Below are 26986 nucleotides of genomic sequence, written 5' to 3' on the forward strand. Positions count from 1 at the left end.
CGCTTTATTCTATTATTATTGGTATGTGGCCTTTTATGGCTCAAATTGGCGTCATGGTTAGGCCATATGTCTTGGATCAAACGGTTTTCCGAGTGATCGAGGCGCCAACAGTTTTTCTTTAAATTTATCCGCACTGATGATGACCATGACAAATACCGTTGCCACATAAGGCAACATGGCTAATAAGTTGGTCGAAATGGTCCAGCCGAATCCTTGAAGAACCAAGTGCATAATGCTGGCCAAGCCAAACAAATAGGCCCCCAGCATAATGCGTCCAACCCGCCAAGAAGCAAAGACCACCAGCGCAAGGGCAATCCAGCCACGGCCAGCTGTCATGTTTTCCGCCCACATAGGGGTATAGACTAAGGACATATAAGCCCCAGCGATCCCCGTCATGGCACCACCAAACATAATGGCCAAATAGCGGACCCGAAGTACCTTGATGCCAATGGCATTGGCGGCATTGGGGTTTTCACCGACGGCTTTGAGTGTTAGTCCCAAGCGGGTTTTGTTAGTAACATACATAATGAGCACGGTCATGATGAAAGAAAGGTAGACCAACAGATCGTGCTCGAAGAGAATTTTGCCAAGGTACGGAATGGAGGATAGGTACGGAATAGGGATGGGATTAAAGCCTTGAATGGTTTTGCCGACAAAATCCGATCCGACAAAGGCGCTTAATCCCGTGCCAAAGATGGTTAGTGCGAGCCCCGTGGCCACTTGGTTGGCGCCAAGGTGCAACACTAAAACACCAAAGATAAGGCTCATGACACACCCCATAGCCATTGCCGCAAGCACGCCAAATGCCATGTTGCCCGTTGAGTAGGCTGCCAAAAAGCCAACGACGGCTCCCATGAGCATCATCCCTTCCTGGCCTAAGTTCAGTACCCCAGACTTTTCACATATGACTTCGCCAAGAGCAATAAATAACAAGGGAGTGCCTGTTTTTATTGCGGAGAATAAGATTTGTGCTATGAAATCTGCGTCCAAAATAGGCTCCTAAGCCGTGGCTTGATGAGTGAAAACAAGGCGGTTGCGAATAAAGAAATCGCACGCCAGTAAGAAGAAAAGCAAAACGCCTTGAAACATACCGATCACCGCAGTGGGAATATTCATTTGAATCTGTGCCAGATCACCACCCATATAGAGTACGGCCAAAAAGATGGCCGCAATAATCGCACCCAGAGGGTGTAAGCGACCCAGATAGGCGACGATGATGGCGGAGTAGCCATATCCAGGGGAGACGTTAGGCACCAATTGGCCTATGGGCCCCGTCACTTCACATACGCCTGCTAGGCCTGCTAGTGCACCAGCAAGGAGCATAACAAACCAACTGAGCTTTTTGCTGCTAAAGCCTGCGTAGGTCGCCGCTGGTTCGTCAGAGCCAAAGACGCGCACTTGAAAGCCTAAGTGGGTTTTAGACAAGATAAACCAAGCCACAACAGCAGACAGTAGAGACAACAAAATGCCTAAATGAATTCGAGTTCCCGCAACGAGAATCGGCAGCATGGTTTGATCCGAAAACATAGCAGATTCAGGAAAACCGTAGCCATCAGGGTCTCGTAGTGGCCCATTGACTGCCCACACCAGTAGATAAAAGGCAATGTAGTTAAACATAATAGTGGTGAGAATAAGGTTCGAGTTGAAGCGTAGTTTTAAATAGGTGGGAACGGCAGACCAGGCAACACCCGAGGCAACGCCGGCCAAAAGGGTTAAAGGTAAGGCTAAGGCGCTGGTAGAATCGCCAAAGGCTAGTGCGACCGCCGAACCCCCTAATGCTCCAGCAAGTAATTGGCCTTCCGCACCAATATTCCACATATTGGCCCGATAACACAGTGATAAGCCCACGGCACAAAGTAGCAGGGGGCACATTTTTACCAGCATTTCTCCCACATTATAGCCATCAGACAAGGGGGTAATGAGTAATACATGCAACGCCTCAATCGGGTTTTTGTCGAGCGCTGAAAAGAGAATACAGCCAAAAATAAGGGTGAGAGCAATCGCCAGCAGGGGCGAGACGAATGTCATTAATTGGCTAGGTTGCGTTCGCGCTTGAATACGCATCATGCTGTGGTCTCCTGTAACATGTCAGCATCATGCTGTTGATTATTAATAAAGGTCCCTGCCATCCATTGGCCAATTTGGTCTATGTTGGTGTCTTGAGTACGGACAATAGGAGACAAATAACCATCGCATACGGCTGCCATTCGGTCTGCTAGTAAGAATAGTTCATCAATGTCTTCTGATATCAATAAAATGGCAGCCCCTTGGTCGCGTAGTTCTAATAAAGCTTGGTGAATCGCTAATGCTGCACCGACATCTACTCCCCATGTCGGATGGGCGCAAATCAATACATCAGGTCGTTGACCGATTTCGCGTCCCATAATGAATTTTTGCAAGTTTCCGCCACTTAAGCTTTTTGCTTCAGAAAATTCGCCGTGGCATTTGACGCTGTAATCACTGATCAGTTGTTTGGCATAGTCTTTTAGTTGCTTCCATTGGACTAGGCCGTATTTGATAAAGCCTTGACTGTGGGTAAGGAGGGTATTTTCCGTTAAGCTCATATCGGGAACCGCGCCTCGGCCCAAGCGTTCTTCGGGGACATAAGCCATCCCAAACTGTCGTCGTGTAGCGGTTTTTAAATTGCCAATTGGTTGGTTTTTCATGGTTAGATGAGCATTGACGGGACGGCTGTCTTCACCGCTAATAATGGCCATTAACTCGTCTTGTCCATTACCGGCAACACCTGCAATACCGAGAATTTCGCCTGCTTTTAGCTCAAGATTGATGTGTTTTAGTGAGGTGCCAAAGGGGTGTTGTGTGCTAAGGGAAAGATCATGAATCTGAAAGCGTACCTCCGTCCCCTCTTTTTTGGAGTAACCAGCGTCTTGTTCTGCTAAATCGCCCACCATCATTTTAGCAATGGAATGGGAGGTTTCGTCTGCGGGTGAGCAAGTATTGATGACTTTGCCACCCCGTAAAATGGTGGCTTTTTCACAAATTTCGGTGACTTCATGCAGTTTGTGACTAATGAATAGAATACTGCACCCCTCTTTGGCGAGCGTGCGTAGTACGCTAAAAAGACCAGACACTTCTTGAGGGGTTAATACGGAGGTCGGTTCGTCCAGAATCAAGAGTTTTACCGATTGGACTAAACAACGCATTATTTCTACCCGTTGTCGTTCTCCAATTGAGAGTGAGTGTACGTAACGATGGGGGTCAATATTCAAACCATACTCTTGGGATAATTGACGGATCTTCTCAGCAAGATTGCCAATAGAGGCCAGTTGAGGTTTGCTCAAACAGAGTTCGATATTTTGGCTGACCGTTAGCGTTTCGAACAGAGAAAAGTGCTGAAAGACCATGCCTATCCCAAGCTCTCTCGCCGTGGAGGGTGATTTTATCTCTATCTCTTTACCATCCCAGATAAGTTGGCCTGTGTCTGGCGCGACGACTCCATAAATGGTTTTGACTAGAGTGCTTTTTCCAGCACCATTTTCTCCCAATAGGGCATGAATTTCTCCAGGCATGAGGCTCAGGCTAATATTGTCATTGGCGAGACAGCCAGGATACTGCTTGCTGATATTGATCAGTTCCAGTCTAGGTGAAATATGCTGTGCGGTTTTGGTGTTATTCACAAAAATTTCCCATCTTAAAAAGGTCTGGCCGTGTTATTAACAATAGAGTGACTCGGTATATAAACTGCATACCGCATAAGCTATGCCAATTCATGTCTCTTATTAGCGCGTTTAACTAAAAAAACCGCACTTTTTTTGTGCCTTGTTTTTTTGCTTGCCCTTTTTTGGGCTTATAAAAATAGTTGACTGATTGGTTCACTTGGCTCATTTTGTTTATATGAAATGTTTGTTTCTTTTAATCAATATCTGTGCCAATTTTTTTATTTGTTGTGTGGCAATCTAGTGTTTATGACGAAGTTGCCATGGAATTGTTTTTTTATGAGGTGAAGTAATGTCTTATGATCGTGATTTGGTCGGCTATGCAGGAAAACCGGTTCATCCGAATTGGCCTAAGAATGCTAAGGTGGCGTTGCAGTTTGTCTTGAACTATGAAGAAGGTGGTGAGAATTGCATTCTGCATGGTGATAAGGCCTCAGAGGCGTTTTTATCCGAGATGATCGGGACGGATGCCAGAGAAGGTGTTCGTCATATGAGTATGGAGTCCCTGTATGAATATGGTAGTCGTGCTGGAGTTTGGCGTGTTTTGGCATTGTTTAAAGAGATGGGGATTCCGTTGACCATCTTTGCTGTTGGTATGGCTCTTGAGCGTCATCCAGAGATAGCTAAGGTCTTTGTTGAAGAAGGGCACGAAGTTTGTAGTCATGGTTATCGATGGATTGACTATCAGTATGTAGATGAAGAAACCGAGCGTGCTGATATGAAAAAAGCCATTGATGTTATTACCAAACTGACAGGGCAGCGTCCTTTAGGCTGGTACACAGGACGAACAGGACCCAATACTCGTCGTTTGGTCGCGGAGGAAGGAGGATTTCTATACAACGCAGACGACTATAGTGATGATTTACCGTTCTGGCGCTTGGAAGGGGGGAAGCCTCAATTAATGGTACCTTATACCCTTGATACCAATGATATGCGTTTTGCGGCGATGCAAGGCTTCAATACAGGCGAGCATTTTTTCCAATACTTAAAAGACGCGTTTGATACCTTATACGAAGAGGGTAAAACGCAACCAAAAATGTTGTCTATTGGACTGCATTGTCGTCTGATCGGTCGTCCTGCTCGCATCGCAGGGTTAAGACGCTTCCTCAGCTATGTGAGTCAATTTGATGATGTTTGGTGTGCACGACGCATCGATATTGCCAAACACTGGCATGAGCATTTTCCTTATCAGGCAACCGCTTAATTGATTATACAAAATGATGAGTTATATGGAGAAAAACATGACAGACCAGCTGTCCGTTTCTATGGGATTTCAAGTGTTGGAGGGCATGTTTGATGCTAAGCCAAGTGCCATGACGAAAGAGACCTTTATCTCAGTGTTTGGTTCAGTGTATGAGCACTCTGCTTGGGTTGCTGAACAGGCATGGCAAGCAATGGATCATAAAAACAGTCTGACTGATTATGATCAGAAAGAGCATTTAGCGCGTTTGTTGTTTGATGTAGTTGAACAAAGTACGAATGATACAAAACTGGCTTTATTACGGGCTCACCCAGATTTGGCGGGTAAGGCGGCATTGGCTGGAGAAGTGACGCAAGACTCTAGTAATGAGCAAGCGGGGGCGGGGTTAGATCAATGTTCACCCGAAGAGCTTATGCGTTTTACCGATTATAATGATCGTTACAAATCGCGTTTCGGCTTTCCTTTTATCATGGCGGTAAAAGGTGCGACCAAAGAGGCTATTTTGTCGGCTTTTGAGCAAAGGGTTGATCATTCTCCACAAGAAGAGTTTAAAATGGCCATGCGACAGGTTCATCAAATTGCGCGTTTTCGTTTAGCTGAGAAATAGAACGGTTCCCTCAAGTGTCGATACAGCGTGACTGTGCCAATCTTGGGGGATTTGACTCCTTGTTGTATATGAATTTTTATACACTTTACAGCTAGAAAATGGTAGAGTAGCGCCTTTATTTTATACAAAGTTTCCAGTTGATTGTTATCCCTGAGTCAGGGGCTGAACTGTCGTTGTCTTGTCTTAGGAATATAGCGGTATTGTGCTCATATAATTTGCTTGAAAGGCTACTGAATCAAGGGGAACTGGAAACAGATGTTGATTTTGGTGATAAATACACTGTTAATTTAGTCCTAATGCTAGTGATGCTGGTGGACTTATCGTTAATGCTGTTTTTTTCACTAGGACGGCCAGATTTATTCGCATGTTTTTCCTATTTTATTAGTTTTGTCTTTTCTATTTGGTTTTTCTTTGTTAATCGAAGCAAATGGCTTAGATGGGTGAGGATTGCTACTCCTTTTTTAGTTATTGTTCAAATCGTTTTTTCTTGTTTTTTTTTATTAGGTTCCGGAAGTGGCTTGCAATGGCTTTTAGTCATGTTTTCGTCCTACTCTTTTTTGAGTTTTCAAAGAAATGAGCGAGCTTGGCAAGCCAGCACCATCGTTAGTTCATTTTTAGCGTTTGTCTTGTGTGAGCTATATGCCCCTCGTAGTGGTCTTTTGTTGGATAAATCCGAACAGGTAGTTTCGGTCATTCTAGTCTTTGTTTATTCGTTGTTGGCATTTGGGTTGGCTGTTCAAGCATTGGTTGGGCGTTTGTTTCGTGTCAATATGAAACTAAGGGAGCTGGCTGAGAGAGACGTACTAACGGGATTACCGAATCGTCGTAAGGTCTTAAATGAAGCATTGGCCATTTTTAATGAGGCGCTAGAATCCTCTAGTGCGTGCTCATTTGCTATTATCGATTTTGATCATTTTAAGAGAGTTAATGACTCTTATGGCCATGAAGCGGGTGATCTAGTGTTGCAAAAAGGGGCAGAGGCGATGTCCATTTGCTTGCGAAAACACGATAAAATAGGCCGTTATGGTGGTGAAGAATTTGTTATTATTATGCCTAATACGGATGGTTCAGAGGCCATGTCGAAAATGGAACTTTTAAGGGCATCGATTGAGTCTCTGAATATTGTGTCGAGTCACGGTATTCGTATTCCTGTTACGGTGAGTATTGGTGTCGCGTCTATGTCTAAAGAGACAGCAATTTTTGAAGATGTGCTGGCTCTGGCTGACAAAGCGTTATACAAGGCGAAGAAAGCGGGCCGTAATAAGGTGTTTCGTTAGTTTTCCTTGGTGTTTTATGTGTTGTGACCTTTCTCTGATAACTTGAGAGAGGCACTATTATTTATATGCCTTTTTTATATCCTTATGTATGAGGTTGCTTTGCTTAACGTTATTTTTCGTTGTGATGATTTTTGGGTGTTAAATAAACCTGTTGGTATGAGTTTCCACGCTGAATCTAATGAGCGCGGGGTGATGGAAGCATTAAAGCAAGATTATCCCAGTATGACGTTTTATCCAGTTCATCGCCTTGATAAAATGACGTCTGGGATTTTGCTGGTAGCACTGAACAAAGAGGCAGCGGCAAAGTTTGGCGAATTGTTTGAGTTGCATCAGATAGAAAAACGTTACATAGCTTTGTCGGACCGTAAGCCTAAAAAGAAACAAGGGGCGGTGAAAGGCGGTATGGTACCCAGCCGCCGAGGGCAGTGGCGTTTAACCACAGAAAATGACAATTTGGCGGTGACGCAATTCTTTTCTACTTCTTTCGATGGTTTTCGAGCCTTCATTGTGCGACCACTAACAGGCAAAACGCACCAAATTCGTGTGGCCTTAAAAAGCCTTGGTTCGCCTATTTTTGGTGATGATCGTTATAGTGGAACGCCGGCAGATCGTGGCTATCTACATGCTTACTCTGTGTCATTTGAATGGGCAGGAGAACTGAGAAGTTATAGTGTTATGCCGTCAAACGGTGAGCACTTTAATGCAAAGTTCTGTGATTTTGTTCGTGCACACTTCGCTGAGAAGTTTTTAAAATGGCCTTCTGGCAAATGAAATCTAGGCGCCTTGTTTGTTATGAAGGTGACTTAGAACGGGATAATGAATGAAAAATATTTTGGCATATTGCCGACCTGGTTTTGAGAAAGATTGTGCGGCGGAATTGGCACAAATATCATCGGAAAAAGGGTTTTATGGTTACGCGAAAGTGGTGCCGGACTCCGGTTTTGTTGTGTATCACTTTGATCATTCTGAGCCTGCGGAAACCTTGATTGAGCAATGGGTTTTTAATCGTTTGATTTTTGCTCGTCAAATTATTGCAGTCAATGAATTGATTCATTTTGAATCTGGCTCGCGGGTGGAGTCTTTGTTAAGTGCTGCGCGTCAGTTGCCCCTTGCTGAAGAAGTATGGATAGAAACAGCGGACACGAATGATGCCAAAGCCTTGTCTGGGTTGATTAAAAAATTAGATAAGCCGTTAAGACAAGGCTGGAAAAAGTCTGGCGTATTACGAAACAAGGCTATTGGTGTGCGTCATCATGTGTTTTTACTGGATGGTGAGTCTGCGTATTTAGGCGTGTCCTATGCCGCATGTCGTAGCGAGTTTCCCATGGGTATTCGTCGCCTGCGCTTTCCTGCTGCTGGGCCGAGTCGATCTACGCTTAAGTTAGAAGAAGCCTTTCTGCAGTTTGTGCCAGAGAAAAAGCTGGCAAAGGATTTAACGGAAGGTATGACCGCTGTGGATTTAGGTGCTGCGCCTGGTGGTTGGACTTACCAGTTTGTTAAAAGAGGCATTCATGTGTTTGCCGTCGATAATGGGCCAATGCAAAAAGCGCTCATGTCGAGCGGTTTGGTCCAGCATGAAAAAGCGGATGGGTTTAAGTATGAGCCGCCCTATACTGTTGATTGGCTAGTATGTGACATGGTGGAGCGTCCGATTAAAGTGGCTGAATTGATGGCGGATTGGTTTGCTAAGCGTTGGACGCGTCGCGCGATCTTTAATTTGAAGCTGCCTATGAAAAAACGTTATCAAGAAGTGATGTTGTGCATTGAGCTTATTGAAGAAAGGCTTCATAAGGCGGGGGTTGGCTTTCAATACCAAATAAAGCATCTTTATCATGATAGAGAAGAAGTGACGTTATGCATTATCGCGAGCTAAGCCGATTAAATGCTGTCTGAATCTTGTTTGATGAGGTGATCTAAGCTAAGCGCTGCATAAATATGAAAAGCCCCACTATGGATCATAGTGGGGCTTTTCATTAGCTATGATGCTAGATGGAGTCGTGTGGGCTGAAGGCTTTGTAACCCATGGCTTCTTCCATCAACTTGTCTCGGCCGTAAATGTCATTACGAAACTCTGGCATGCCGTTAGCATTGGCTACCACTGTAAAATAAACCAAATACACTGGAATATAATGAGGCAGGGTAAGCACTTTGGTTTTCTTGCTTTTCATTGCGGCGGCTAGCTCTCTGAGGTCTTTGCCATCGGTCATCAAGCTTTTTGCGAAAAGAGCGGGTCTTTCAAGGCGGATGCAGCCTGAGCTAAAAGCACGGTTTCTCGCTCTAAATAAGCGTTTAGTTGGGGTGTCGTGTAGATAGATTTCATTTCTATTAGGAAACATGAATTTGTAAGAGCCAAGCGCGTTGTTTTTGTCTGGTGTTTGCTCGAAGCGAAACGCTAGGTTCTCTTGTGAAATGGCTCTCCAATTGATTTGTGTCGGATCTAGTTGTTTGGCACCAATTCCCCAATTGGCAAACACTTTATAGCCATGCTTGCTGAGGTAGTTCGGATCGGCTTGTAGCTTGGGTAGCAAATTTTCACGTGCGATACGATCCGGTACCCGCCATGTTGGGTTTACCACCATATAAGTCATGATGGCTTTAAAAACGGGGGTTTTCCTATCTGGTGTACCAATAATGGCTTTCATGGTGGTGTGATTGCCATTTAAATACATATCAACAGAATAATTGGTTAAATCGACCCATATACGATTGGCTTCCAGTTGGCTTGGAAGCCAGCGCCATCTTTCTAGGTTGTAGGCAATCTGTTCTGCACGACGCTTCAGTGGGACATTGAGAGTTTTAATGGTGTTTGGACCGGCTGCTCCATCGGCAATAAGGTGGTGACGATTCTGAAAACGTTCTAATGCTTGCTTGAGTTGCTTGTCAAAACGATCTTCATCTACTTTTCGAGTGGAAAAGCGAATATCACCCAGTTGTACAAGGCGAGCGCGTAACTGTGCAACGCGTGGGCCTTGATCGCCAATGGCGAGCGGTTTGCCTGGGGTGACAAAAATATCTTTCTCTTTTTTAGATAACTCCTGATAGTAGACCAGCCATTTCTGTAAAATTTGATATTGTGGGCTTCTTGGGGCAAGCAAATGTAATGAATTGACCATGTCGTTGACGGAAGCCATTTGTAGCAGTGTTTTCCAATCATTGCTGGGTGCATCCAGTTGCCAATTCGGGTCAATAAGCTGTGGCTCGTAGCGTCCATTACTCAAATCGTGAGCGTAACTTGCCAAGGCGATGGTGGTGATGACATCCATTTCTGCCAATTGTTGAGGCGTTGGATTTTTGAGAGAAAGGTAATGTTTAATGATACCCACATGATAGTGGATCGGGTTGAGGCCATGGGTATTGGCTTTTTCCAGAATGTCGACCAGTTTGTAGATAGACAAGTTGATCTGCTTGTCTTTGATCCACATAGGGCTATAGCCACGATGTTTATACACATCTAGAACCGTATTGTTCGGAATGGCTTGTCCGGCTACAGGGGTAAAGGCGTGTAACATTAAGGCGACTTGGTCTTTTACACTGCTTTCTATTTGTGACTCGCTAGGCGGCTTGGCTACCAATCCTTGACCTGTTTTTTGGCTGGCACAGGCACTTAAAAGGGCTGTAAAAAAGACTAGGGTCACGAGTCTTGTTAACGCATTGGTCATTGATTGCTCCTAATTTTTGTTTCGTCCGTTGATAACGTAGCGTTTTCTAAGTCTGAGATGATGAGTAAGGCTTCTTCTCTTGAGTGACCACAAATCATTTCTTCAGCGGTAAAATCCTGACAAACTGCCGGCCTACTAGGGCTATTAAAGATCCCGCAACGGAAATCTTCAAGTAAGTGTATACATCTTTCCCCTGCGGCTTTCCCATTGGGCATTCCAGGAATAGGGGAAGAGATGGAAGGTGCTATACAACAAGCACCACAATGAGGACGACATTGCATAAAAGCAAATTACCTTCTTTAATAAATAAGATGGGCAGCATTAAAGATGCATTTGACCAATTTTTTGTAGATTTTCATATTTCATAGTTATTTTAGTGTATCGAAGCCGTTGGTCATAGAGGATAATCTAAATAAGCATGTGATTTTATAAGGTATCGTTTTATTCATGGTATATAAAATATTAGTGGTTGAAGACAGTCCGGTTGTACAAAATGTGTTAAAGCATTTGTTGAGCCAGCTAACGGTTTATGTGCCAATTGTCTGTTCTTGTTACAAGGAAGCAGAAGCAACTTTAGCGTCTCAAAATGGAGATGAGTTTTTTGCTGCCATAGTGGATTTGAATCTGCCTGATGCTACTAATGGAGAAGTAGTGGACTTGGTATTGGAGTCCGGTGTTTCTTGTATTGTGCTGACGGGAAATTTTAATGATGACCTTCGTTTAGAATTGTTAAATAAAGGCGTATTGGACTACATAACGAAAGACAGTCGTTATTCTTTCGATCATGTTATGAAAGTGATCGAGCGCTTAAGAAAAAACCAACATATTAAAGCATTAGTCGCGGATGATTCCCACACCAGTCGCCTGTTTGTAAAAACCTTACTAGAGCAATATCGTTTTAATGTGGTTGAAGCGGAAGATGGTCAGCAAGCACTGGCAAAATTAGAAGAAGATCCTGAGATTCGTCTATTTATTACTGATCATAATATGCCTCTAATTAATGGTTACGATCTGGTGCGTATGCTACGCCATAATAACCGCTTTAAAGATCTGGTGGTGATTGGATTATCAACAGGTCATAACAGTGCTCTGTCTGCAAAATTTATCAAGGCTGGGGCGAATGACTTTTTGAAAAAGCCGTTTTATCACGAAGAGTTTCATTGCCGTATTACTCATAACTTGGAATCGCAAGAAATGCTCGAAACCATTCGGGATTTGGCTAATATTGATGTGCTGACTAAGTTGAAAAATCGTCGTTACCTTTTCGATGAAGGTGAGTCTTTTTATCAGCAAGCGCTTTCCCATGGAGATGGGGGGGGATTTGCGATGATCGATATAGATCATTTCAAATTCGTTAATGACACATATGGGCATATGATTGGCGATTCATTGTTGGAGTTGGTTGGCAAAGAGATCAGTCTTGCTTTTCCTGAATCATTAACATGTCGCTTTGGTGGAGAAGAGTTTTGTGTGGTATCAAATGAAAGCGATGATGTTTTTGAGCAAAAGTTAGTTGATTTTCAAGCGTCTCTGCGTACAAAGGAATTTACTGGGGCGAAGATAAAAGTGACGTGTAGTATTGGTGTGTGTCACCAAAAACAGGATAGCCTTGATGATGCAGTTAGGGTTGCGGATAAAAAGCTGTATGAGGCCAAGAATAATGGACGAGATAGAATAGAACTAGATTAGTTTTTAATTTGTTTCATAATTGTTTGGTGGTTTTTTAACGCTTACAAGTTTTTCAAAACACTTGTAAGCGAATTTTGTCTTGTAAATGATGGCAAAGAATAGGCTAGTTTAGTATTTGGGCAAGTAGTTGTCTTACTGTGCCAGGTTCGAATGGCTTGCCGCAAATGGCGTCGACGCCTTCTTGAGCAATGTTGGAGAGTTGGCTGTCCTCAGAGTTGGAACTGACCATAAGAATGGGGATGTGTGCAATGGCAGGGTTTTGACGGACGGCATCGGTTAATTCTTTGCCATCCATTTCTGGCATATTGTAGTCCGTGACAATCAAATCAAATTCTTCTGTGTTGAGTTTTTCAATGGCTTGTCGACCATTCTCTGCTAATTGGATTTGCTCTATACCCATGGTGTTGAGTGTGCGGCTAACATGCTTGCGAGCCATTTTGCTGTCATCTACTACAAGGACACGTAGTGTTCTTGGGTCGAACAGTTCTAAATCAATTTCTTCTTCGACAATCAAGTCTACTGCTGAGTAAATTGCCCGTTGTAAGTCTCGAGTTGAGAAGGGTTTGGGAAGGATGGCAAGGACGCCGGATTGTCTAAGGTGTTCTAAGTGGTCGCGATTTTTTTCACTTGAGACGAGCATGAAGCACTGGTTTTCAGTCTCTGGGTTATTGCGAATGGTATCGATTAGGTCATCGGCTGTACCATCGGGCAAATACATGGAAGAGATGATTAAGTCTGGTGGAAAGTTGGCGAGACTTTCCAGTGTTTCTTTAATGTTGTTGGTGTAATCAATTTGCTTTACTCCGGCATCTTTCAGGGCTTTGCCTATAATTTTCTTTTGTGTATCAGACGGTTCGACAAGGAGTAGCGAAAGGTCTTTTATTGCGGTGAAGCCTATCATCGTTGAGTTACCCTATTTTTTAGTTATCTTATACAATCCTAGCACATCAATTAGGTTAAAATGAGGTATTTAGTCATGGTTATTTGGTGGAGAGTATTATGGCAATAGCCAGTGCCTGTCATATTTTAGTAAAAACAAAAGCGGAAGCAGAATCGATTAAAGTGAGGCTCGATAAGGGCGAGGATTTTCATAAGTTAGCCAAACAGTATTCCACTTGCCCATCGGGTAAAAAAGGGGGGGACTTGGGCGAGTTCCACAAAGGGGATATGGTGCCTGCGTTTGATAAAGCGGCATTTTCTGGTCCGTTATTGAAAATTCAAGGTCCGGTTAAGACGCAATTCGGTTATCATTTGATTAAAGTGTTGTATCGATCCTAATTGAAAAGTGTGTGAAGGAGGCGTTATGAATGATCCAATTGCATTAGATGAGATGTATTTTGTTGGTCCTCAGGCTTTGGTTGAGGATTTTGCTGAGATAAAAGCCATGGGTTTTGAGCGGGTGATTAATAATCGCCCTGATGGTGAGTCTGATGACCAGCCTGTCTCAGCCGATCTAGAGATGGCGGCGCGGGAGCATGGTTTAGAGTATGTTTACAATCCTGTTAACTTGAGTGTCTTAGGGCAGAAGCAAGTGTCTCAACAGCAAGCCTCCCTTGAAGAGAGTAAAAAGACTTTTGCATTTTGTCGTACCGGTACTCGCTCTTCTGCTATGTGGGTGTTGGTGAATAATGCTCAGGGTCAGGATTATCAGACGTTGGTGGATTATGTGTCTGTCAAAGGTTTTGATCTGGCTCGTTGCGAGGTGGCAATGCAGCCGCTGGTTACTCATAATGCGTAAAGCATAGTGAATGGCGTTGTCACAAAAACCTGCGAAAGCAGGTTTTTTAATGCATAAGCATGATGGTGCAAATATTGGATAGGTTAACGTGGTGTCTTTTAGTAAACTTTCAGTACATCAACGTGATAGGTGAATTATGGTAAGTCGACCATCTTTAGAAACGGCTACCGCGTCAGACCCCGATCGATTCGTTGAGCCTTTAGAGCTGGGTAAACGAGTAAAAGAGATTCGACTGACAAAGGGGTGGACGCTTGAGGAAGTCAGCAAACGAACAGGGATTGCCCGATCAACATTATCGAAAATTGAGAATGATCAGGTATCGCCAAGTTTCACAATTGTGCAGAAGTTAATTCAGGGGCTGGGAATGGATTTGCCTCAGCTGTTTGTTGAAGCAAGTGAGCATTCTATTGCTGGTCGCCGTGATATCACTCGTAAGGGTCGAGGGGAGCCACACCCAACGGCGACCTATGAGCATGAGCTATTGAATTACTCCATTAGTCGTAAAAAAATGGTGCCGTTTAAGACGACAGTGCGGGCACGCTCCTTCGCTGAATTTAAAGAGTGGGTGCGTCATGATGGGGAAGAGTTCTTGTTAGTGTTGGAAGGGAAAATTAATTTTTTCTCTGAGTTCTATGAGCCAATTGAATTAAAAGAAGGGGACAGTGTGTATTATGATGCCACTATGGGTCATGTGGTTGTCTCTACTTCTAGTAAAGATGCATTAATCCTTTGGGTTGTCGCTCGTTAAGAAAAAAGACAATCGATTTTAAAGAAAAGGGCATGTTGGTTTTTTTGCCTGTATAAGCAGTCATAGAAAAAGAGTGAATTTAAATAGAATAAGGTCAAAACGATATGAGTAACTGGAATTTAGAGAGTTGGAGGACGAAGACGGCCCTGCAGCAGCCTGTTTACCCAAATGCGGAGCATTTGGTGCAAGTTGAAAAGACACTAGAAAAAATGCCACCGTTAGTGTTTGCTGGTGAAGCTCGACAGTTGAAACAAGCCTTATCCAAAGTGGCTAAAGGCGAGTCTTTTTTGTTGCAAGGTGGGGATTGCGCGGAAAGCTTTGCAGAGTTTCATGCTAATAACATTCGCGACACTTTTAAAGTCATGCTGCAAATGGCTGTGGTGTTGACTTACGCAGGTAAGTGTCCGGTGGTTAAAGTGGGGCGCATGGCAGGCCAGTTTGCGAAACCTCGATCCGCTGGCACGGAAACCATTAATGGGGTCGAATTACCCAGTTATCGTGGTGACATTATCAACGGCATTGAGTTCGATTCGTCTGCTCGAATCCCCGATCCAGAGCGCCTGATCAAAGTGTATAACCAAAGTGCCTCGACAATGAACCTGCTGCGAGCTTTTGCTCAGGGTGGCTATGCAGATCTTCATCAGGTGCACAAATGGAATAATGACTTTTTACAAGCCAGTCCAGCAGGTGAAAAATACCAAGGTATTGCCGATAAAATTGACGATGCTCTGCAGTTTATGGAGGCGTGTGGTATCGGTAATGTGAGTCAACTACATGAAACCGAGTTTTATACCTCCCATGAGGCGTTACTGTTGCCGTATGAGCAAGCTTTGACGCGCCAAGATAGTTTGTCTGGTGACTGGTACGATTGTTCTGCTCACATGTTGTGGATTGGGGATCGTACTCGCCAGCTGGACGGCGCTCATGTGGAGTTTTTGCGGGGTGTACAAAACCCAATTGGAGTAAAAGCTGGTCCAACAATGGACCCTGAAGATTTGTTGCGTTTATGTGATACTTTGAACCCTAAAAATGAAGCGGGACGTTTGAATATTATTGTCCGTATGGGGGCTGATAAAGTTGAAGAGGGCATGCCTAAGCTAATTCAGGCGATTCAGCGTGAAGGTAAGCAGGTTGTCTGGAGCAGTGATCCCATGCATGGCAATACGGTTAAAGCCAGCTCTGGCTACAAGACTCGTCACGTGGATCATGTGTTGCGTGAAGTGCAGCAGTTCTTCCAAGTGCATAAAGCAGAAGGTAGCTATGCTGGCGGTGTGCATTTCGAAATGACGGGGCAGAATGTGACAGAGTGTGTGGGCGGGGCGTTTCAGGTGTCAGAATCCGACCTTGGTGATCGTTACCATACCCATTGTGATCCACGTTTGAATGCGGATCAGTCTCTTGAGTTGGCCTTTATGATTTCTGAAACCTTGAAAAAAGCACGGGCGTAATTGTCGGCAAGCTTGCTTATTGATGCAGGCTTTATCTCTTTCCAAAAAAATCCCAATCAAGCAACCTTGATTGGGATTTTTTATTTATAGGGCTGGTTAGGGGGGGGGGCTATCCCGTAGTGCTACCCTTTACGTCGGCGAAAAGCCGACATGGCAGATTTTGATGTGATGTCAATTTTTGCCATAATCAGTGCCATTTCTTCCGCTTCAGCTTGTTGTTGTGCTTTTAGCTTATCTTCACGTTCTTTTTTGGCTGCCTTTTCCGCTTCGCGTAGCATGCGTTGAATGCTGGCTTTGCTTTTAGGGCGTTCCACTTTAGAGACGTCTGATGGTTTTTTTGGGTCTGCTGCTTTTGCGGCCGATGCAGGAGAGTCTAAACGATCTTCACCAATGAGCTCGCCAAAAAAGGAATGAGTCGTCGGTTTTGGCTCTACCTCTTTTTTGATGGGGAGCTCAACTGACTTTTTTGTTGCGGCCTTTCTGGTTTTTTTAGGCTGTTCTGCAGTTGAAACGCCATTAGAGTCAAACAACGCTTTTTTACCAAAGCTCAGTGTGGCGGCTTTGGTGGTTGTTTGGCCTATTTTGTAACCACGAAGGCTTTCACCGTTGTAAATCGAGACGTAGTCTTTCTCAAGTTCGTAAAGCTCTTCTTTGTCATCGGTTTCGAACAATTCTTCGACAGAGAACGCACTAAGATCGTGCTCTCGAATGTCATCATATAGAGGAAAGTCTAACCCTTCGTTGGCAGCCTCAACATATTGCTCAAAGCGTTGGAAGCCGCTATTGAATGAGGTGCCTATATAATGTTTACCAGTAATAGTATTTGTGATTTTAAAAACGACCAAAATCGCTGCCTCTTAACTTAATGTCTTTTAAATAGCATATAAACTCGACTCGCTTTTGAAATTCTCAAGCGAGCCAAGTTTCTAAAAAAATAGGAATTAACGTTTTACGACGAGGTTCAGACCGTCGCGGACGTTGAGGTGGACATTTTCGACTCGTTTATCGTGCGCAATCAGGCGATTAAGATCATTGACCGCAACATCGCTGCTTTCTTTTGGGTCAAGAACGCGCCCTTGCCAAATAGAATTGTCAATAATGATGAGTCCGCCAGAAACAACTAAAGGAAGCACTGCTTCATAGTAGTTCAAGTAGTTGCGTTTATCAGCATCGATAAAGACGAAATCGAAGGAGCCCTCAAGGTCTTGAATCGTATCCAAAGCGGGGCCAAAAATCGGTGTGATCTTGTGACCGTTAGGGCTACGATTAAAAAAGGACTGAGCAAACTCGATTGCTCTTGGGTTGGTTTCACAACAGATTAGTTCACCATCTTCGGGCATACCTTCGGCGATGGATAAAGCAGAGTAACCAGTAAACATACCGATCTCTAGTGCGCGCTTAGGCTGTTTGATCGTACTAAGAAGTTTCAAAGTACGACCAATAATTTTGCCTGACAACTTGTTTGGGTAACCCATATCTGAGTAGGTTTTCTCAACCAACTCAATTAATAGGTCCGGTTCTGATTGAGTTGTCTCAATGCAGTAGTTGTCAAGAATATTAAGATCCATAAGGCCTTTCAGATATTAAGTGTGTTGCGAAACGGATGCCAATTTTACTCTGCCTCTCAAGAATGTCTATGGCAAAAGGGAAGAAAAATACCTTGATTTTCTATGATTCCTTTTTCATTGGTTTGTTTGTCTTTTTTTCTGCCAAATAAGGATTCGCAAGATGAGGCGAAAAATGGTAGTTTAACGGCCTGAAATTGACATGTGCTCTTTGGTATGGAGCACCACTGACTCCGATAGGGGAATAAAATGCCTGTAATTACTCTGCCAGATGGCAGCCAACGTACTTTTTCTAATCCAGTTACTGTCATGCAAGTGGCTGAAGATATCGGCCCAGGTCTTGCGAAGGCAACGGTGGCTGGTCGCATTAATGGTGTGCTAGTTGATGCTTGTGAACTGATTTCTGATGACGCTGAATTGAGCATCATTACGGGCCGAGACCCTGAAGGTGTGGAAATCATTCGTCATTCTTTTGCCCACCTTGTTGGTCACGCAGTTAAACAATTGTATCCAACGGCGCAAATGGCTATTGGGCCTGTGATTAGCGATGGTTTCTATTATGACATCGCTTACGAGCGTCCGTTTACACCAGAAGATCTAGCGGCGATTGAAAAACGCATGGGTGAATTGGTAAAAAACGATTACGATGTCGTTAAGCATATGACCCCTATTGCAGAGGCCCGTCAACTTTTTGTGGACCGTGGTGAAACCTATAAGGTCGCTTTGATTGATGATATGGATGATTCTGTTGAGCGTGTTGGTTTGTATCATCATGAAGAATATGTGGATATGTGTCGTGGCCCTCATGTGCCAAATACTCGTGTCTTACGTCATTTTAAATTGATGAAATTGGCTGGCGCGTACTGGCGTGGCGATTCCGATAATGAAATGCTACAGCGGATTTACGGTACTGCTTGGAGTGACAAGAAAGAGCTAAAAGCGTATCTAACACGTATTGAAGAAGCGGAAAAACGTGATCATCGCAAGTTAGGCAAGAAGCTGGATTTGTTTCATGTCCAAGAAGAAGCGCCAGGTATGGTGTTCTGGCATCCTAAAGGTTGGAACTTGTATCAAGCTGTTGAGCAATACATGCGTAATAAGCAGCGTGAGAATGGCTATCAAGAGGTGAAAACCCCACAAATCGTTGATCGCGTTTTATGGGAGAAGTCTGGCCACTGGGGTAAGTACCATGAAAACATGTTTACTACCCATTCAGAAAATCGAGACTATGCCGTTAAGCCCATGAATTGTCCTTGCCATATTCAAGTATACAATCAGGGTCTTAAGAGCTATCGAGACTTGCCGTTTCGTATGGCGGAGTTTGGTTCTTGCCACCGTAATGAGCCGTCTGGTGCGTTGCATGGCATTATGCGGGTGCGTAATTTTGTCCAAGATGATGGCCATATCTTTGTGACAGAAGGTCAGATTCAGCAAGAAGTGTCTGAGTTTATCGAGTTGCTGCATGAAGTGTATGCGGATTTTGGCTTTGATAATATTATTTATCGCTTGTCTACTCGTCCTGAACAGCGTGTCGGGTCGGATGAAGTGTGGGATAAGGCAGAAAAAGCATTAGCCGATGCATTGAATTCTGCTCATTTGGACTGGGAAGAGTTGCCTGGTGAAGGGGCGTTTTACGGTCCTAAAATAGAGTTTTCCTTGAAAGACGCCATTGGTCGTATTTGGCAATGTGGTACTATTCAGGTAGATTTCTCTATGCCGACTCGTCTTGGGGCGCAATATGTGGCTGAAGATGGCTCTCGTCAAACACCTGTAATGTTGCATCGAGCCATCGTTGGTTCCTTGGAACGTTTTATCGGTATTTTAATTGAAGAGAGTGAAGGTGCGTTTCCCCTCTGGCTAGCGCCTGAACAAGTTGTTATCATGAATATCACAGATCGTCAGGCAGATTACTGCTCTGATTTGGAAAAAAGATTAAATTCAAACGGCTTTAGATCAAAACTTGACTTGAGAAACGAGAAGATCGGGTTTAAAATCCGCGAGCACACAATTCAACGCGTACCTTATTTGATTGTCGTTGGGGATAAAGAAGTAGAACAACAGCAAGTTGCTGTTCGTACTCGTACCGGCGAAGATCTTGGGGTAATGAGTGTTTCCGATTTTGAAGTATTGCTTCAAAACGAAGTTGCTCGCCGTAGCCGTAAACAATAAATGGAGATATAGCTATAAAAGGTAATATGAATCGTGGACGTAGTGCCAGTAAGCAGCGTCCTTTAATCAACGAAAACATCCGAGCTAACGAAGTGCGTTTAATCGCAGCCGATGGCGAACAAGTTGGCGTTGTCTCGCTAGACGAGGCACTAAAAGCAGCGCAGGACGCTTCTTTAGATCTAGTGCAAATTGCTGATTCAGATCCAATTGTTTGCAAAATCATGGACTACGGTAAGCATATTTTTGAGGCAAAAAAAGCGAAAGCTGCTCAAAAGAAAAATGCTAAGCAGATCCAAGTTAAAGAAATGAAATTCCGTCCAGGGACGGAGGAAGGGGATTATCAGGTAAAACTCCGCAACCTGATACGTTTCCTTGAAGGCGGGGATAAGGCTAAGGTGTCACTACGATACCGCGGTCGTGAAATGGCCCATCAAGAGCTTGGCATGCAGCTTATGAATCGAGTCGCTCAAGACTTAGAGGAATATGGTGTAGTAGAACAAGCCGCGAAAATGGAAGGTCGTCAATTGACGATGGTGCTAGGCCCCAAAAAGAAGAAGTAATTTTAAATAATATTCTAAGAAAAGCTTAGGTTTTTAAAAGACAATATTATTAAGAAATTACATTAACATTAACGAATGCGAGAGTGGTTTTATCATGTCCAAAATTAAGTCACACAGTGGCGCGTCTAAGCGCTTCAAACGTACTGCGAATGGTTTTAAACATAAACAGTCTCATACTAGTCACATTTTGACTAAGAAATCGACTAAGCGTAAGCGTCATCTTCGTTCTATGAACCAGATCGCGCAGAGCGACAAAGCGTTAATTGTACGCATGTTGCCTTACATCTAAGTTTAGATTTATTTTTTAGTTCATTCATTTCACTAGTAAAGGGTTTATATTATGCCTCGCGTAAAACGTGGTGTTCAGGCTCGTCGCCGTCACAAGAAGATTTTAAAGCAAGCTAAAGGTTACTACGGTGCACGTAGTCGTGTATTTCGTGTAGCGAAACAAGCTGTTATCAAAGCAGGTCAGTATCAGTACCGTGACCGTCGTCAGCGTAAACGTCAATTCCGCGCTTTGTGGATTGCTCGTATTAACGCTGCTGCGCGTATCAACGGTTTATCTTACAGCCGTTTCATTGCTGGCTTGAAAAAAGCAGCCATTGAAATTGACCGTAAAGTATTGGCTGATCTTGCTGTGTACGAGAAAGAAGTTTTTGCTGCTATCGTTACTAAAGCGAAAGCAAGCTTGGCTTAATTCTGACGTAGCCCTAGGGTGATTCAATCTTGAAAGATTCTGTCTTAATAGAGCGAGTTACTCAATGCAGTCTTTGATAGGGGAAGAGCCAATGGTTCTTCCCCTATTTTATTTTTTGGAGTGTATAAATGGAGAACCTAAAGCAGATTCTTGCTGATGCGCTAAGCGCAGTGGCTGCATCTGAGAGTGAGTCCGCACTGGATGATGTACGTGTGCATTATTTGGGTAAGAAGGGCGCTCTTACGGCTTTGTTGAAACAGCTTGGTCATGTTTCTGCAGAGGATAGACCAAAGTTTGGTCAAATGGTTAATGAGGCAAAAAGCCAAGTTCAGGAAAAAATTACTGAGCGTAAGAGTTCGTTAGCAAAGGCGGCACTTGATGCTAAACTTGCGACTGAAACCATTGATATTTCGTTATCTGGTAAGGGTCAAGAAGTGGGTGGGTTACACCCTGTGACGCGTACTATGGAACGAATTGAAACCTTTTTTCGTGGTATTGGCTTCGATGTGGCTGCCGGCCCAGAAATCGAAGATGATTACCATAACTTTGAGGCCTTGAACATTCCGGCGCATCATCCCGCTCGAGCGATGCAAGATACCTTCTACTTTAATCCTACTACTGTGCTTAGAACCCATACATCACCTGTTCAAGTGCGTACCATGGAAAATACTCAGCCACCGATCCGTATTATTTGTCCAGGTCGTGTCTATCGCTGTGATTCAGATCAAACGCATACGCCTATGTTTCACCAGGTGGAAGGCTTGCTGATCGATGAAAATATCTCGTTTGCAGATTTAAAAGGTATATTGCAGCAGTTCTTGAATGTCTTTTTCGAAGATGACCTTAAAGTACGTTTCCGCCCTAGCTATTTTCCATTTACTGAGCCATCTATCGAAGTGGATATTATGCGTACTAACAGCAAAGGCGAAGAGTCTTGGTTAGAAGTGTTGGGTTGTGGCATGGTTCATCCAAAAGTACTTGAAATGTCTGGAATTGACTCAGAGAAGTACACGGGGTTTGCTTTTGGGATGGGTGTTGAGCGTTTTGCCATGCTGCGTTACAAAGTAGATGATCTTCGTATGTTTTTTGAGAACGATTTACGCTTCCTTAAACAGTTCAAGTAACCAGTCGATCTAGGATGTTTATATGAAATTTAGTGAGAATTGGCTAAGAGAGTGGGTCAATCCAAATATCAGTAGTGATGATTTGGTGGCTCAGATTACTATGGCTGGCCTTGAAGTGGATGAAGTATTGCCTGCTGCAGCTGCATTTTCCGGTGTGGTAGTGGGTGAAATTATGAGCGCTGAGCCCCACCCAAATGCTGATAAGCTGCAAGTTTGTCAGGTATCTGATGGTACGGAGCGGTTTCAGGTTGTATGCGGTGCGCCTAATGCGCGCCCAGGCATTAAAATTCCATTTGCTAAAATTGGTGCTGTGCTTGGTGCCGATTTTAAAATCAAAAAAGCCAAACTGCGTCAAGTTGAATCGTTCGGCATGTTATGTTCTGCCTCTGAGTTAGGGGTGAATGATGACAATGATGGCATCATGGAGTTGCCTGCTTCTGCTGTGACAGGGCAAGACTTCCGTGCTTTCTTGGGCTTGGATGATCAGATTATTGATGTTGATTTGACGCCCAATCGCAGTGATTGTCTAAGTGTTGCTGGTTTGGCTCGCGAAGTTGGCGTCTTGAATAAAATAGATTTAACGCCCGTTGAGATTGCTCCAGCAGCAGTAGCCATTGATGATACATTTCCCGTTCGTGTCGACGTCACAGGCGCTTGCCCTCGTTACCTAGGTCGAGTTATTCGTGGTGTTGATGTCTCAGTGCCTACACCTCTATGGATGGTTGAGAAATTGCGTCGCAGTGGTATTCGCTCGATTGACCCGATCGTCGACATTACGAATTATGTTATGTTGGAATTGGGGCAGCCAATGCATGCTTTTGATCTGGCAAATTTGTCCGGTTCAATTGTGGTGCGTATGGCGAATAAAGACGAAAAAATCGTCTTGCTTGATGGTCAAGAAGTGGTGTTGCGTGACGACACCATGGTGATTGCTGATGAGAAGGCTCCTTTAGCTATTGCTGGTGTGATGGGGGGTGAAGGCTCTGGTGTCAATGCAGAGACAAAAGATATTTTCTTGGAAAGTGCATTCTTTGCACCGCTTGCCTTGGCTGGTAAAGCGCGTTCTTATGGCTTGCATACGGATTCTTCTCATCGTTTTGAGCGCGGTGTGGATGCAACATTGCAAGAGAAGGCGGTTGAACGGGCGACAGCATTGGTATTGCAGATCGCTGGCGGTCAAGTTGGGCCAGTTGTTCATGCCGTTAATGAGGCTTCTTTACCAAAAGCTGCGACGGTGGTTTTGCGTCGTAAGAAGTTAGATCAATATCTAGCTATGTCTATCGAAAAAGCGCTGGTAACGGATATTTTGACCCGTTTAGGTTTGGAAATGATTGACGTGACGGATGAAGCGTGGACAACGAAAGTGCCGTCTCATCGTTTTGATATTGCTATCGAGGCGGATTTGATCGAAGAAATTGCCCGTATCTACGGATATGATAATCTTCCTTCTTCCATGCCTCAGGCGGCGGTAAATTTCACGCCTTTATCTGAATCAAAAACGCAAATTCAAGTGTTGCGTTCTGTTTTGGTCTCACAAGGCTATCAAGAAGCTGTTACTTATAGTTTTATTGACCCTGTGTTAAGTAAGCAATTCTTGCCAAATATTGAGCCAGTGCCATTGGCTAATCCGATATCTGCCGATATGGGGGTTATGCGCCCAAGCTTGGTGCCTGGGTTGGTTAAGGCGTATCTGTATAACCAAAACCGTCAGCAATCTCGTGTTCGCTTGTTTGAAACCGGACGCCGCTTTATTGGATCGGTCGATGCGCTTGAAGAACTTGATCAACAGTTACAGATTGCAGGGTTGTTGGCAGGGCCTCGTGATGGCGAGGCTTGGTATCATAATGGGGAAAAGGTGGACTTTTATGACCTTAAAGCTCATGTGGAAACAATTTTTGCTTTGAATGGTGGTACAAAACCTACCTATGAACGCTCTGCTTGCGAATTTTTGCACCCAGGCCGTTCGGCGGATATTTTTGTTGATGGTTGTTTTGTTGGTCTTATGGGTGAGTTGCACCCACAACTTGCGAAGTCGCTTGGGGCAAATCAGCCTCTCTACGTGTTTGATATTGCTTTAGAAGCAGTGCTCAATGCGCGCTTACCAGAATATAAAGCCATCTCTAAGTTCCCAGAAGTGCGTCGCGATCTTGCTTTATTGGTAGATCATTCCGTACCGGTAAGTGATTTAGAGAAGGTGATTCGTTCATCGGCTGGAGATGCTTTCAAAAATGTCTTAGTTTTTGATGTTTATCAGGGGCAAGGCATTGATGAAACGAAAAAAAGTGTTGCTTTGGGGTTGACGTGGCAGCATCCTTCACACACTCTTAGTGATGAAGAAGTGAACAATTCTGTTGAAAAGGTTGTTGCTGCATTATCGGAAGAGCTTAGTGCTGTTGTAAGGGGGTAGTGTTATGGGGTCGTTGACTAAAGCGGATCTTGCTGAGAACTTAGTAGACTCTATCGGTTTGTCTAAGAAAGATGCAAAAGATCTTGTCGAAGGTTTTTTTGATGTCATTCGTGAGTCGCTGGTTGAAAGGCAGCAGGTAAAGTTGTCTGGATTTGGTAACTTTGAGGTGCGCGAGAAGAGTCAGCGTCCTGGTCGTAACCCCAAAACGGGTGAGGAAATTCCTATTACCGCACGGACTGTTGTGACTTTTCGTCCTGGGCAAAAACTTAAGTCAAAAGTAGAAGATTACATGCATGAGTAATCCTGCTTGGGCAATGTATTAGGTTGCCTCTATTAATAACCACTGTCTTGTTGTTCATTCAGTTAGAACAAGTTGGTCATTGGATAGAGCAGCGATGCTTTATATACAAAGCTTTTGTTTCTACAGAAAGCCATTCTTAGTACTAAGAATGGCTTTTTTTATGCTTTGCTTCTCCTAAGAGGGGCGTGCAGCTTTAAAGAGTGGGTTGTTTCTCGTAAAGTGAGTGGATTGTTTGCTGAAGGGAGTTGGCTGGTTATTTGCTTGGTTAATAAGTATATTTAGATCAATAGCTAAGCAATTTTTGCTGTAAAGGCCCGGCTCGTGATTAATTTTTAAAAAAACTGAATAAAACTCTTCCCTTTTCAATTCGTTATAGTAATATACGCACCCGCTGACACGGACAGAGTTTTACTTTTGAATTGTCGGTTTCGGGGCGTAGCGCAGCCTGGTAGCGCACTAGCATGGGGTGCTAGTGGTCGCAGGTTCAAATCCTGCCGTCCCGACCAAAATTTGAGTTTGCCGCTATAGCTCAGTTGGTAGAGCATCTGACTTGTAATCAGAGGGTCCCGAGTTCGACTCTTGGTGGCGGCACCAGTTTTGGTCAAAACTCTCTTTGGGAGTAAAACACAATTTGCTTTTATTAAAGCCGCTATAGCTCAGTTGGTAGAGCATCTGACTTGTAATCAGAGGGTCCCGAGTTCGACTCTTGGTGGCGGCACCACTTCTTATAGAAGTACTTAAAAGTAAACTGCGCATATATTATGCCGCTATAGCTCAGTTGGTAGAGCATCTGACTTGTAATCAGAGGGTCCCGAGTTCGACTCTTGGTGGCGGCACCATTTACTGGCTTTAGCCGGTAAGTATTAAAAATATTTTAGCGTTAAGCCGCTATAGCTCAGTTGGTAGAGCATCTGACTTGTAATCAGAGGGTCCCGAGTTCGACTCTTGGTGGCGGCACCATCCATTAATAATACGGATGGAAATGTTAGAAATGGTTATGTAGCTCAGTTGGGAAAATATTTCCTTACAAGGCGCATATCAGTGGGAGTTCACGAACTCCACATCGAACAGATGTAAAATGTTATTGGGTGTGTAGCTCAGTTGGGAAAATGTTTCCTTACAAGGCGCATATCAGTGGGAGTTAAGATCTCCACATCGAACAGATGTAAAATGTTGATTGGGTGTGTAGCTCAGTTGGGAGAGCGTCGCCCTTACAAGGCGAATGTCGGGAGTTCGAACCTCTCCACACCCACCACTTATAAGACAGTGGTTAAACAGCTTATGACAACGGAGTGGTAGTTCAGTTGGTTAGAATACCTGCCTGTCACGCAGGGGGTCGCGGGTTCGAGTCCCGTCCATTCCGCCATTACTTAGTTAATTAAGTGTGGCAAAGTTAAGAACAGAAGGAGTTAACAGACTCCACATCGAACAGATGTAAAATGTTATTGGGTGTGTAGCTCAGTTGGGAGAGCGTCGCCCTTACAAGGCGAATGTCGGGAGTTCGAACCTCTCCACACCCACCACTTATAAGACAGTGGTTAAACAGCTTATGACAACGGAGTGGTAGTTCAGTTGGTTAGAATACCTGCCTGTCACGCAGGGGGTCGCGGGTTCGAGTCCCGTCCATTCCGCCATCTTTCGACAAGATGTAAAACTACGAGTCGGGTGTGTAGCTCAGTTGGGATATTGATCTTAACAAGGCGCATATCAGTGGGAGTTCACGAACTCCACATCGAACAGATGTAAAATGTTATTGGGTGTGTAGCTCAGTTGGGAGAGCGTCGCCCTTACAAGGCGAATGTCGGGAGTTCGAACCTCTCCACACCCACCACTTATAAGACAGTGGTTAAACAGCTTATGACAACGGAGTGGTAGTTCAGTTGGTTAGAATACCTGCCTGTCACGCAGGGGGTCGCGGGTTCGAGTCCCGTCCATTCCGCCATTACTTAGTTAATTAAGTGTGGCAAAGTTAAGAACAGAAGGAGTTAACAGACTCCACATCGAACAGATGTAAAATGTTATTGGGTGTGTAGCTCAGTTGGGAGAGCGTCGCCCTTACAAGGCGAATGTCGGGAGTTCGAACCTCTCCACACCCACCACTTATAAGACAGTGGTTAAA

At 44.1% G+C, this 26986-nt stretch carries 25 protein-coding genes and 12 tRNA genes; 29 read left to right on the forward strand and 8 right to left on the reverse strand.

The window, feature by feature from the left end; genetic code table 11:
- Positions 1–57: 57 nt before the first annotated feature.
- From MSP8886_RS11630 to MSP8886_RS11640, 3 genes are read right to left on the reverse strand one after another with little or no spacing between them, the layout of a single operon-like run.
- Positions 58–990 (reverse strand): ABC transporter permease, encoded by a 933-nt coding sequence (locus MSP8886_RS11630; protein ID WP_067016564.1) that lies wholly within the window; start codon positions 988–990, stop codon positions 58–60.
- A gap of 9 nt (positions 991–999) precedes the next feature.
- Positions 1000–2067: an ABC transporter permease gene (locus tag MSP8886_RS11635; protein WP_067016566.1), complete on the reverse strand. Its 1068-nt coding sequence runs from the start codon at positions 2065–2067 to the stop codon at positions 1000–1002.
- A complete protein-coding gene (locus MSP8886_RS11640) occupies positions 2064–3638 on the reverse strand; it encodes an ABC transporter ATP-binding protein (RefSeq protein ID WP_245659091.1) in 1575 nt (524 codons plus the stop codon). The genes MSP8886_RS11635 and MSP8886_RS11640 overlap by 4 nt, the downstream gene beginning before the upstream one ends.
- A gap of 331 nt (positions 3639–3969) precedes the next feature.
- On the opposite strand from MSP8886_RS11640, the gene puuE reads away from it, so the two are divergent.
- From puuE to rlmM, 5 genes are all read left to right on the forward strand, one after another.
- A complete protein-coding gene (puuE, locus tag MSP8886_RS11645) occupies positions 3970–4881 on the forward strand; it encodes an allantoinase PuuE (RefSeq protein ID WP_067016568.1) in 912 nt (303 codons plus the stop codon).
- A 37-nt stretch (positions 4882–4918) separates the two neighbouring features.
- A complete protein-coding gene (uraD, locus tag MSP8886_RS11650) occupies positions 4919–5485 on the forward strand; it encodes a 2-oxo-4-hydroxy-4-carboxy-5-ureidoimidazoline decarboxylase (protein ID WP_245659092.1) in 567 nt (188 codons plus the stop codon).
- 536 nt (positions 5486–6021) lie between these two features.
- Complete coding sequence (locus MSP8886_RS11655) at positions 6022–6762, forward strand: GGDEF domain-containing protein (RefSeq protein ID WP_175365302.1); 741 nt, start codon at positions 6022–6024, stop codon at positions 6760–6762.
- Positions 6763–6861: 99 nt separating this feature from the next.
- Positions 6862–7533: a TIGR01621 family pseudouridine synthase gene (locus MSP8886_RS11660; RefSeq protein WP_217491345.1), complete on the forward strand. Its 672-nt coding sequence runs from the start codon at positions 6862–6864 to the stop codon at positions 7531–7533.
- 49 nt (positions 7534–7582) lie between these two features.
- A complete protein-coding gene (rlmM, locus tag MSP8886_RS11665; protein ID WP_067016575.1) occupies positions 7583–8635 on the forward strand; it encodes a 23S rRNA (cytidine(2498)-2'-O)-methyltransferase RlmM in 1053 nt (350 codons plus the stop codon).
- A gap of 112 nt (positions 8636–8747) precedes the next feature.
- Here rlmM and MSP8886_RS11670 read toward each other — a convergent pair whose 3' ends face one another.
- Positions 8748–10421, reverse strand: a complete 1674-nt coding sequence (locus MSP8886_RS11670; protein ID WP_067016578.1) for a L,D-transpeptidase family protein — start codon at positions 10419–10421, stop codon at positions 8748–8750.
- Entirely contained in the window at positions 10418–10702 is a 285-nt protein-coding gene (locus MSP8886_RS21920; protein ID WP_083200922.1) for a YkgJ family cysteine cluster protein, read from the reverse strand. Before MSP8886_RS21920 ends, MSP8886_RS11670 begins: the two co-directional genes overlap by 4 nt.
- Before the next feature lie 166 nt (positions 10703–10868).
- Between MSP8886_RS21920 and MSP8886_RS11675 the strand changes: the two genes are divergently transcribed.
- A complete protein-coding gene (locus MSP8886_RS11675; RefSeq protein ID WP_067016580.1) occupies positions 10869–12110 on the forward strand; it encodes a GGDEF domain-containing response regulator in 1242 nt (413 codons plus the stop codon).
- A gap of 103 nt (positions 12111–12213) precedes the next feature.
- Here MSP8886_RS11675 and MSP8886_RS11680 read toward each other — a convergent pair whose 3' ends face one another.
- Positions 12214–13011 (reverse strand): response regulator transcription factor, encoded by a 798-nt coding sequence (locus MSP8886_RS11680; RefSeq protein ID WP_067016582.1) that lies wholly within the window; start codon positions 13009–13011, stop codon positions 12214–12216.
- A gap of 98 nt (positions 13012–13109) precedes the next feature.
- Here MSP8886_RS11680 and MSP8886_RS11685 point away from each other — a divergent pair, with 98 nt between their 5' ends.
- The 4 genes from MSP8886_RS11685 (at position 13110) to MSP8886_RS11700 (ending at position 16044) form a co-directional block, all read left to right on the forward strand.
- Positions 13110–13388, forward strand: a complete 279-nt coding sequence (locus MSP8886_RS11685; protein ID WP_067016583.1) for a peptidylprolyl isomerase — start codon at positions 13110–13112, stop codon at positions 13386–13388.
- A 25-nt stretch (positions 13389–13413) separates the two neighbouring features.
- The gene (locus MSP8886_RS11690; RefSeq protein WP_067016585.1) at positions 13414–13848 is read left to right on the forward strand and encodes a protein tyrosine phosphatase family protein; all 435 of its coding nucleotides are present in this window, start codon (positions 13414–13416) and stop codon (positions 13846–13848) included.
- 136 nt (positions 13849–13984) lie between these two features.
- Positions 13985–14596: a helix-turn-helix domain-containing protein gene (locus MSP8886_RS11695; protein WP_067016587.1), complete on the forward strand. Its 612-nt coding sequence runs from the start codon at positions 13985–13987 to the stop codon at positions 14594–14596.
- 104 nt (positions 14597–14700) lie between these two features.
- Positions 14701–16044 (forward strand): class II 3-deoxy-7-phosphoheptulonate synthase, encoded by a 1344-nt coding sequence (locus MSP8886_RS11700; protein WP_067016589.1) that lies wholly within the window; start codon positions 14701–14703, stop codon positions 16042–16044.
- A 122-nt stretch (positions 16045–16166) separates the two neighbouring features.
- On the opposite strand, the gene MSP8886_RS11705 is transcribed toward MSP8886_RS11700, so the two are convergent.
- On the reverse strand, positions 16167–16889 hold the full coding sequence (locus MSP8886_RS11705) for a GIY-YIG nuclease family protein (protein WP_067016590.1): 723 nt from the start codon (positions 16887–16889) through the stop codon (positions 16167–16169).
- 96 nt (positions 16890–16985) lie between these two features.
- Positions 16986–17612, reverse strand: coding sequence for an O-methyltransferase (locus MSP8886_RS11710; RefSeq protein WP_067016592.1), 627 nt, complete (start codon positions 17610–17612; stop codon positions 16986–16988).
- Positions 17613–17858: 246 nt separating this feature from the next.
- Here MSP8886_RS11710 and thrS point away from each other — a divergent pair, with 246 nt between their 5' ends.
- The 19 genes from thrS (at position 17859) to MSP8886_RS11800 (ending at position 26966) form a co-directional block, all read left to right on the forward strand.
- On the forward strand, positions 17859–19778 hold the full coding sequence (thrS, locus tag MSP8886_RS11715) for a threonine--tRNA ligase (protein WP_067016594.1): 1920 nt from the start codon (positions 17859–17861) through the stop codon (positions 19776–19778).
- Between the two features lie 26 nt (positions 19779–19804).
- On the forward strand, positions 19805–20338 hold the full coding sequence (gene infC / locus MSP8886_RS11720) for a translation initiation factor IF-3 (RefSeq protein WP_067016596.1): 534 nt from the start codon (positions 19805–19807) through the stop codon (positions 20336–20338).
- A gap of 94 nt (positions 20339–20432) precedes the next feature.
- Positions 20433–20627, forward strand: a complete 195-nt coding sequence (gene rpmI / locus MSP8886_RS21925; RefSeq protein WP_067343164.1) for a 50S ribosomal protein L35 — start codon at positions 20433–20435, stop codon at positions 20625–20627.
- 51 nt (positions 20628–20678) lie between these two features.
- Positions 20679–21035 carry a 50S ribosomal protein L20 gene (rplT, locus tag MSP8886_RS11725; protein ID WP_067016598.1) on the forward strand — a complete coding sequence of 119 codons (357 nt, stop codon included), beginning with the start codon at positions 20679–20681 and terminating at the stop codon, positions 21033–21035.
- 128 nt (positions 21036–21163) lie between these two features.
- On the forward strand, positions 21164–22159 hold the full coding sequence (pheS, locus tag MSP8886_RS11730) for a phenylalanine--tRNA ligase subunit alpha (RefSeq protein ID WP_067016600.1): 996 nt from the start codon (positions 21164–21166) through the stop codon (positions 22157–22159).
- Positions 22160–22181: 22 nt separating this feature from the next.
- The gene (gene pheT / locus MSP8886_RS11735) at positions 22182–24566 is read left to right on the forward strand and encodes a phenylalanine--tRNA ligase subunit beta (protein ID WP_067016602.1); all 2385 of its coding nucleotides are present in this window, start codon (positions 22182–22184) and stop codon (positions 24564–24566) included.
- A 4-nt stretch (positions 24567–24570) separates the two neighbouring features.
- Positions 24571–24867: an integration host factor subunit alpha gene (locus MSP8886_RS11740; protein WP_067016604.1), complete on the forward strand. Its 297-nt coding sequence runs from the start codon at positions 24571–24573 to the stop codon at positions 24865–24867.
- A 429-nt stretch (positions 24868–25296) separates the two neighbouring features.
- Positions 25297–25373: transfer RNA gene (locus MSP8886_RS11745), tRNA-Pro, on the forward strand.
- Positions 25374–25385: 12 nt separating this feature from the next.
- Positions 25386–25461 (forward strand) — tRNA-Thr (locus tag MSP8886_RS11750).
- Positions 25462–25512: 51 nt separating this feature from the next.
- Positions 25513–25588, forward strand: a tRNA-Thr gene (locus MSP8886_RS11755).
- A 42-nt stretch (positions 25589–25630) separates the two neighbouring features.
- Positions 25631–25706 (forward strand) — tRNA-Thr (locus MSP8886_RS11760).
- A 45-nt stretch (positions 25707–25751) separates the two neighbouring features.
- Positions 25752–25827 (forward strand) — tRNA-Thr (locus MSP8886_RS11765).
- A gap of 219 nt (positions 25828–26046) precedes the next feature.
- Positions 26047–26122: transfer RNA gene (locus MSP8886_RS11770), tRNA-Val, on the forward strand.
- 34 nt (positions 26123–26156) lie between these two features.
- Positions 26157–26233 (forward strand) — tRNA-Asp (locus MSP8886_RS11775).
- An 81-nt stretch (positions 26234–26314) separates the two neighbouring features.
- Positions 26315–26390 (forward strand) — tRNA-Val (locus tag MSP8886_RS11780).
- 34 nt (positions 26391–26424) lie between these two features.
- A tRNA-Asp gene (locus MSP8886_RS11785) sits at positions 26425–26501 on the forward strand.
- A 121-nt stretch (positions 26502–26622) separates the two neighbouring features.
- Positions 26623–26698, forward strand: a tRNA-Val gene (locus tag MSP8886_RS11790).
- A 34-nt stretch (positions 26699–26732) separates the two neighbouring features.
- Positions 26733–26809, forward strand: a tRNA-Asp gene (locus tag MSP8886_RS11795).
- Between the two features lie 81 nt (positions 26810–26890).
- Positions 26891–26966 (forward strand) — tRNA-Val (locus MSP8886_RS11800).
- Positions 26967–26986 lie beyond the last annotated feature (20 nt).

The sequence above is a fragment of the Marinomonas spartinae genome (assembly GCF_900089775.1).
In the GTDB taxonomy this organism is placed as follows: Bacteria; Pseudomonadota; Gammaproteobacteria; order Pseudomonadales; family Marinomonadaceae; genus Marinomonas; species Marinomonas spartinae.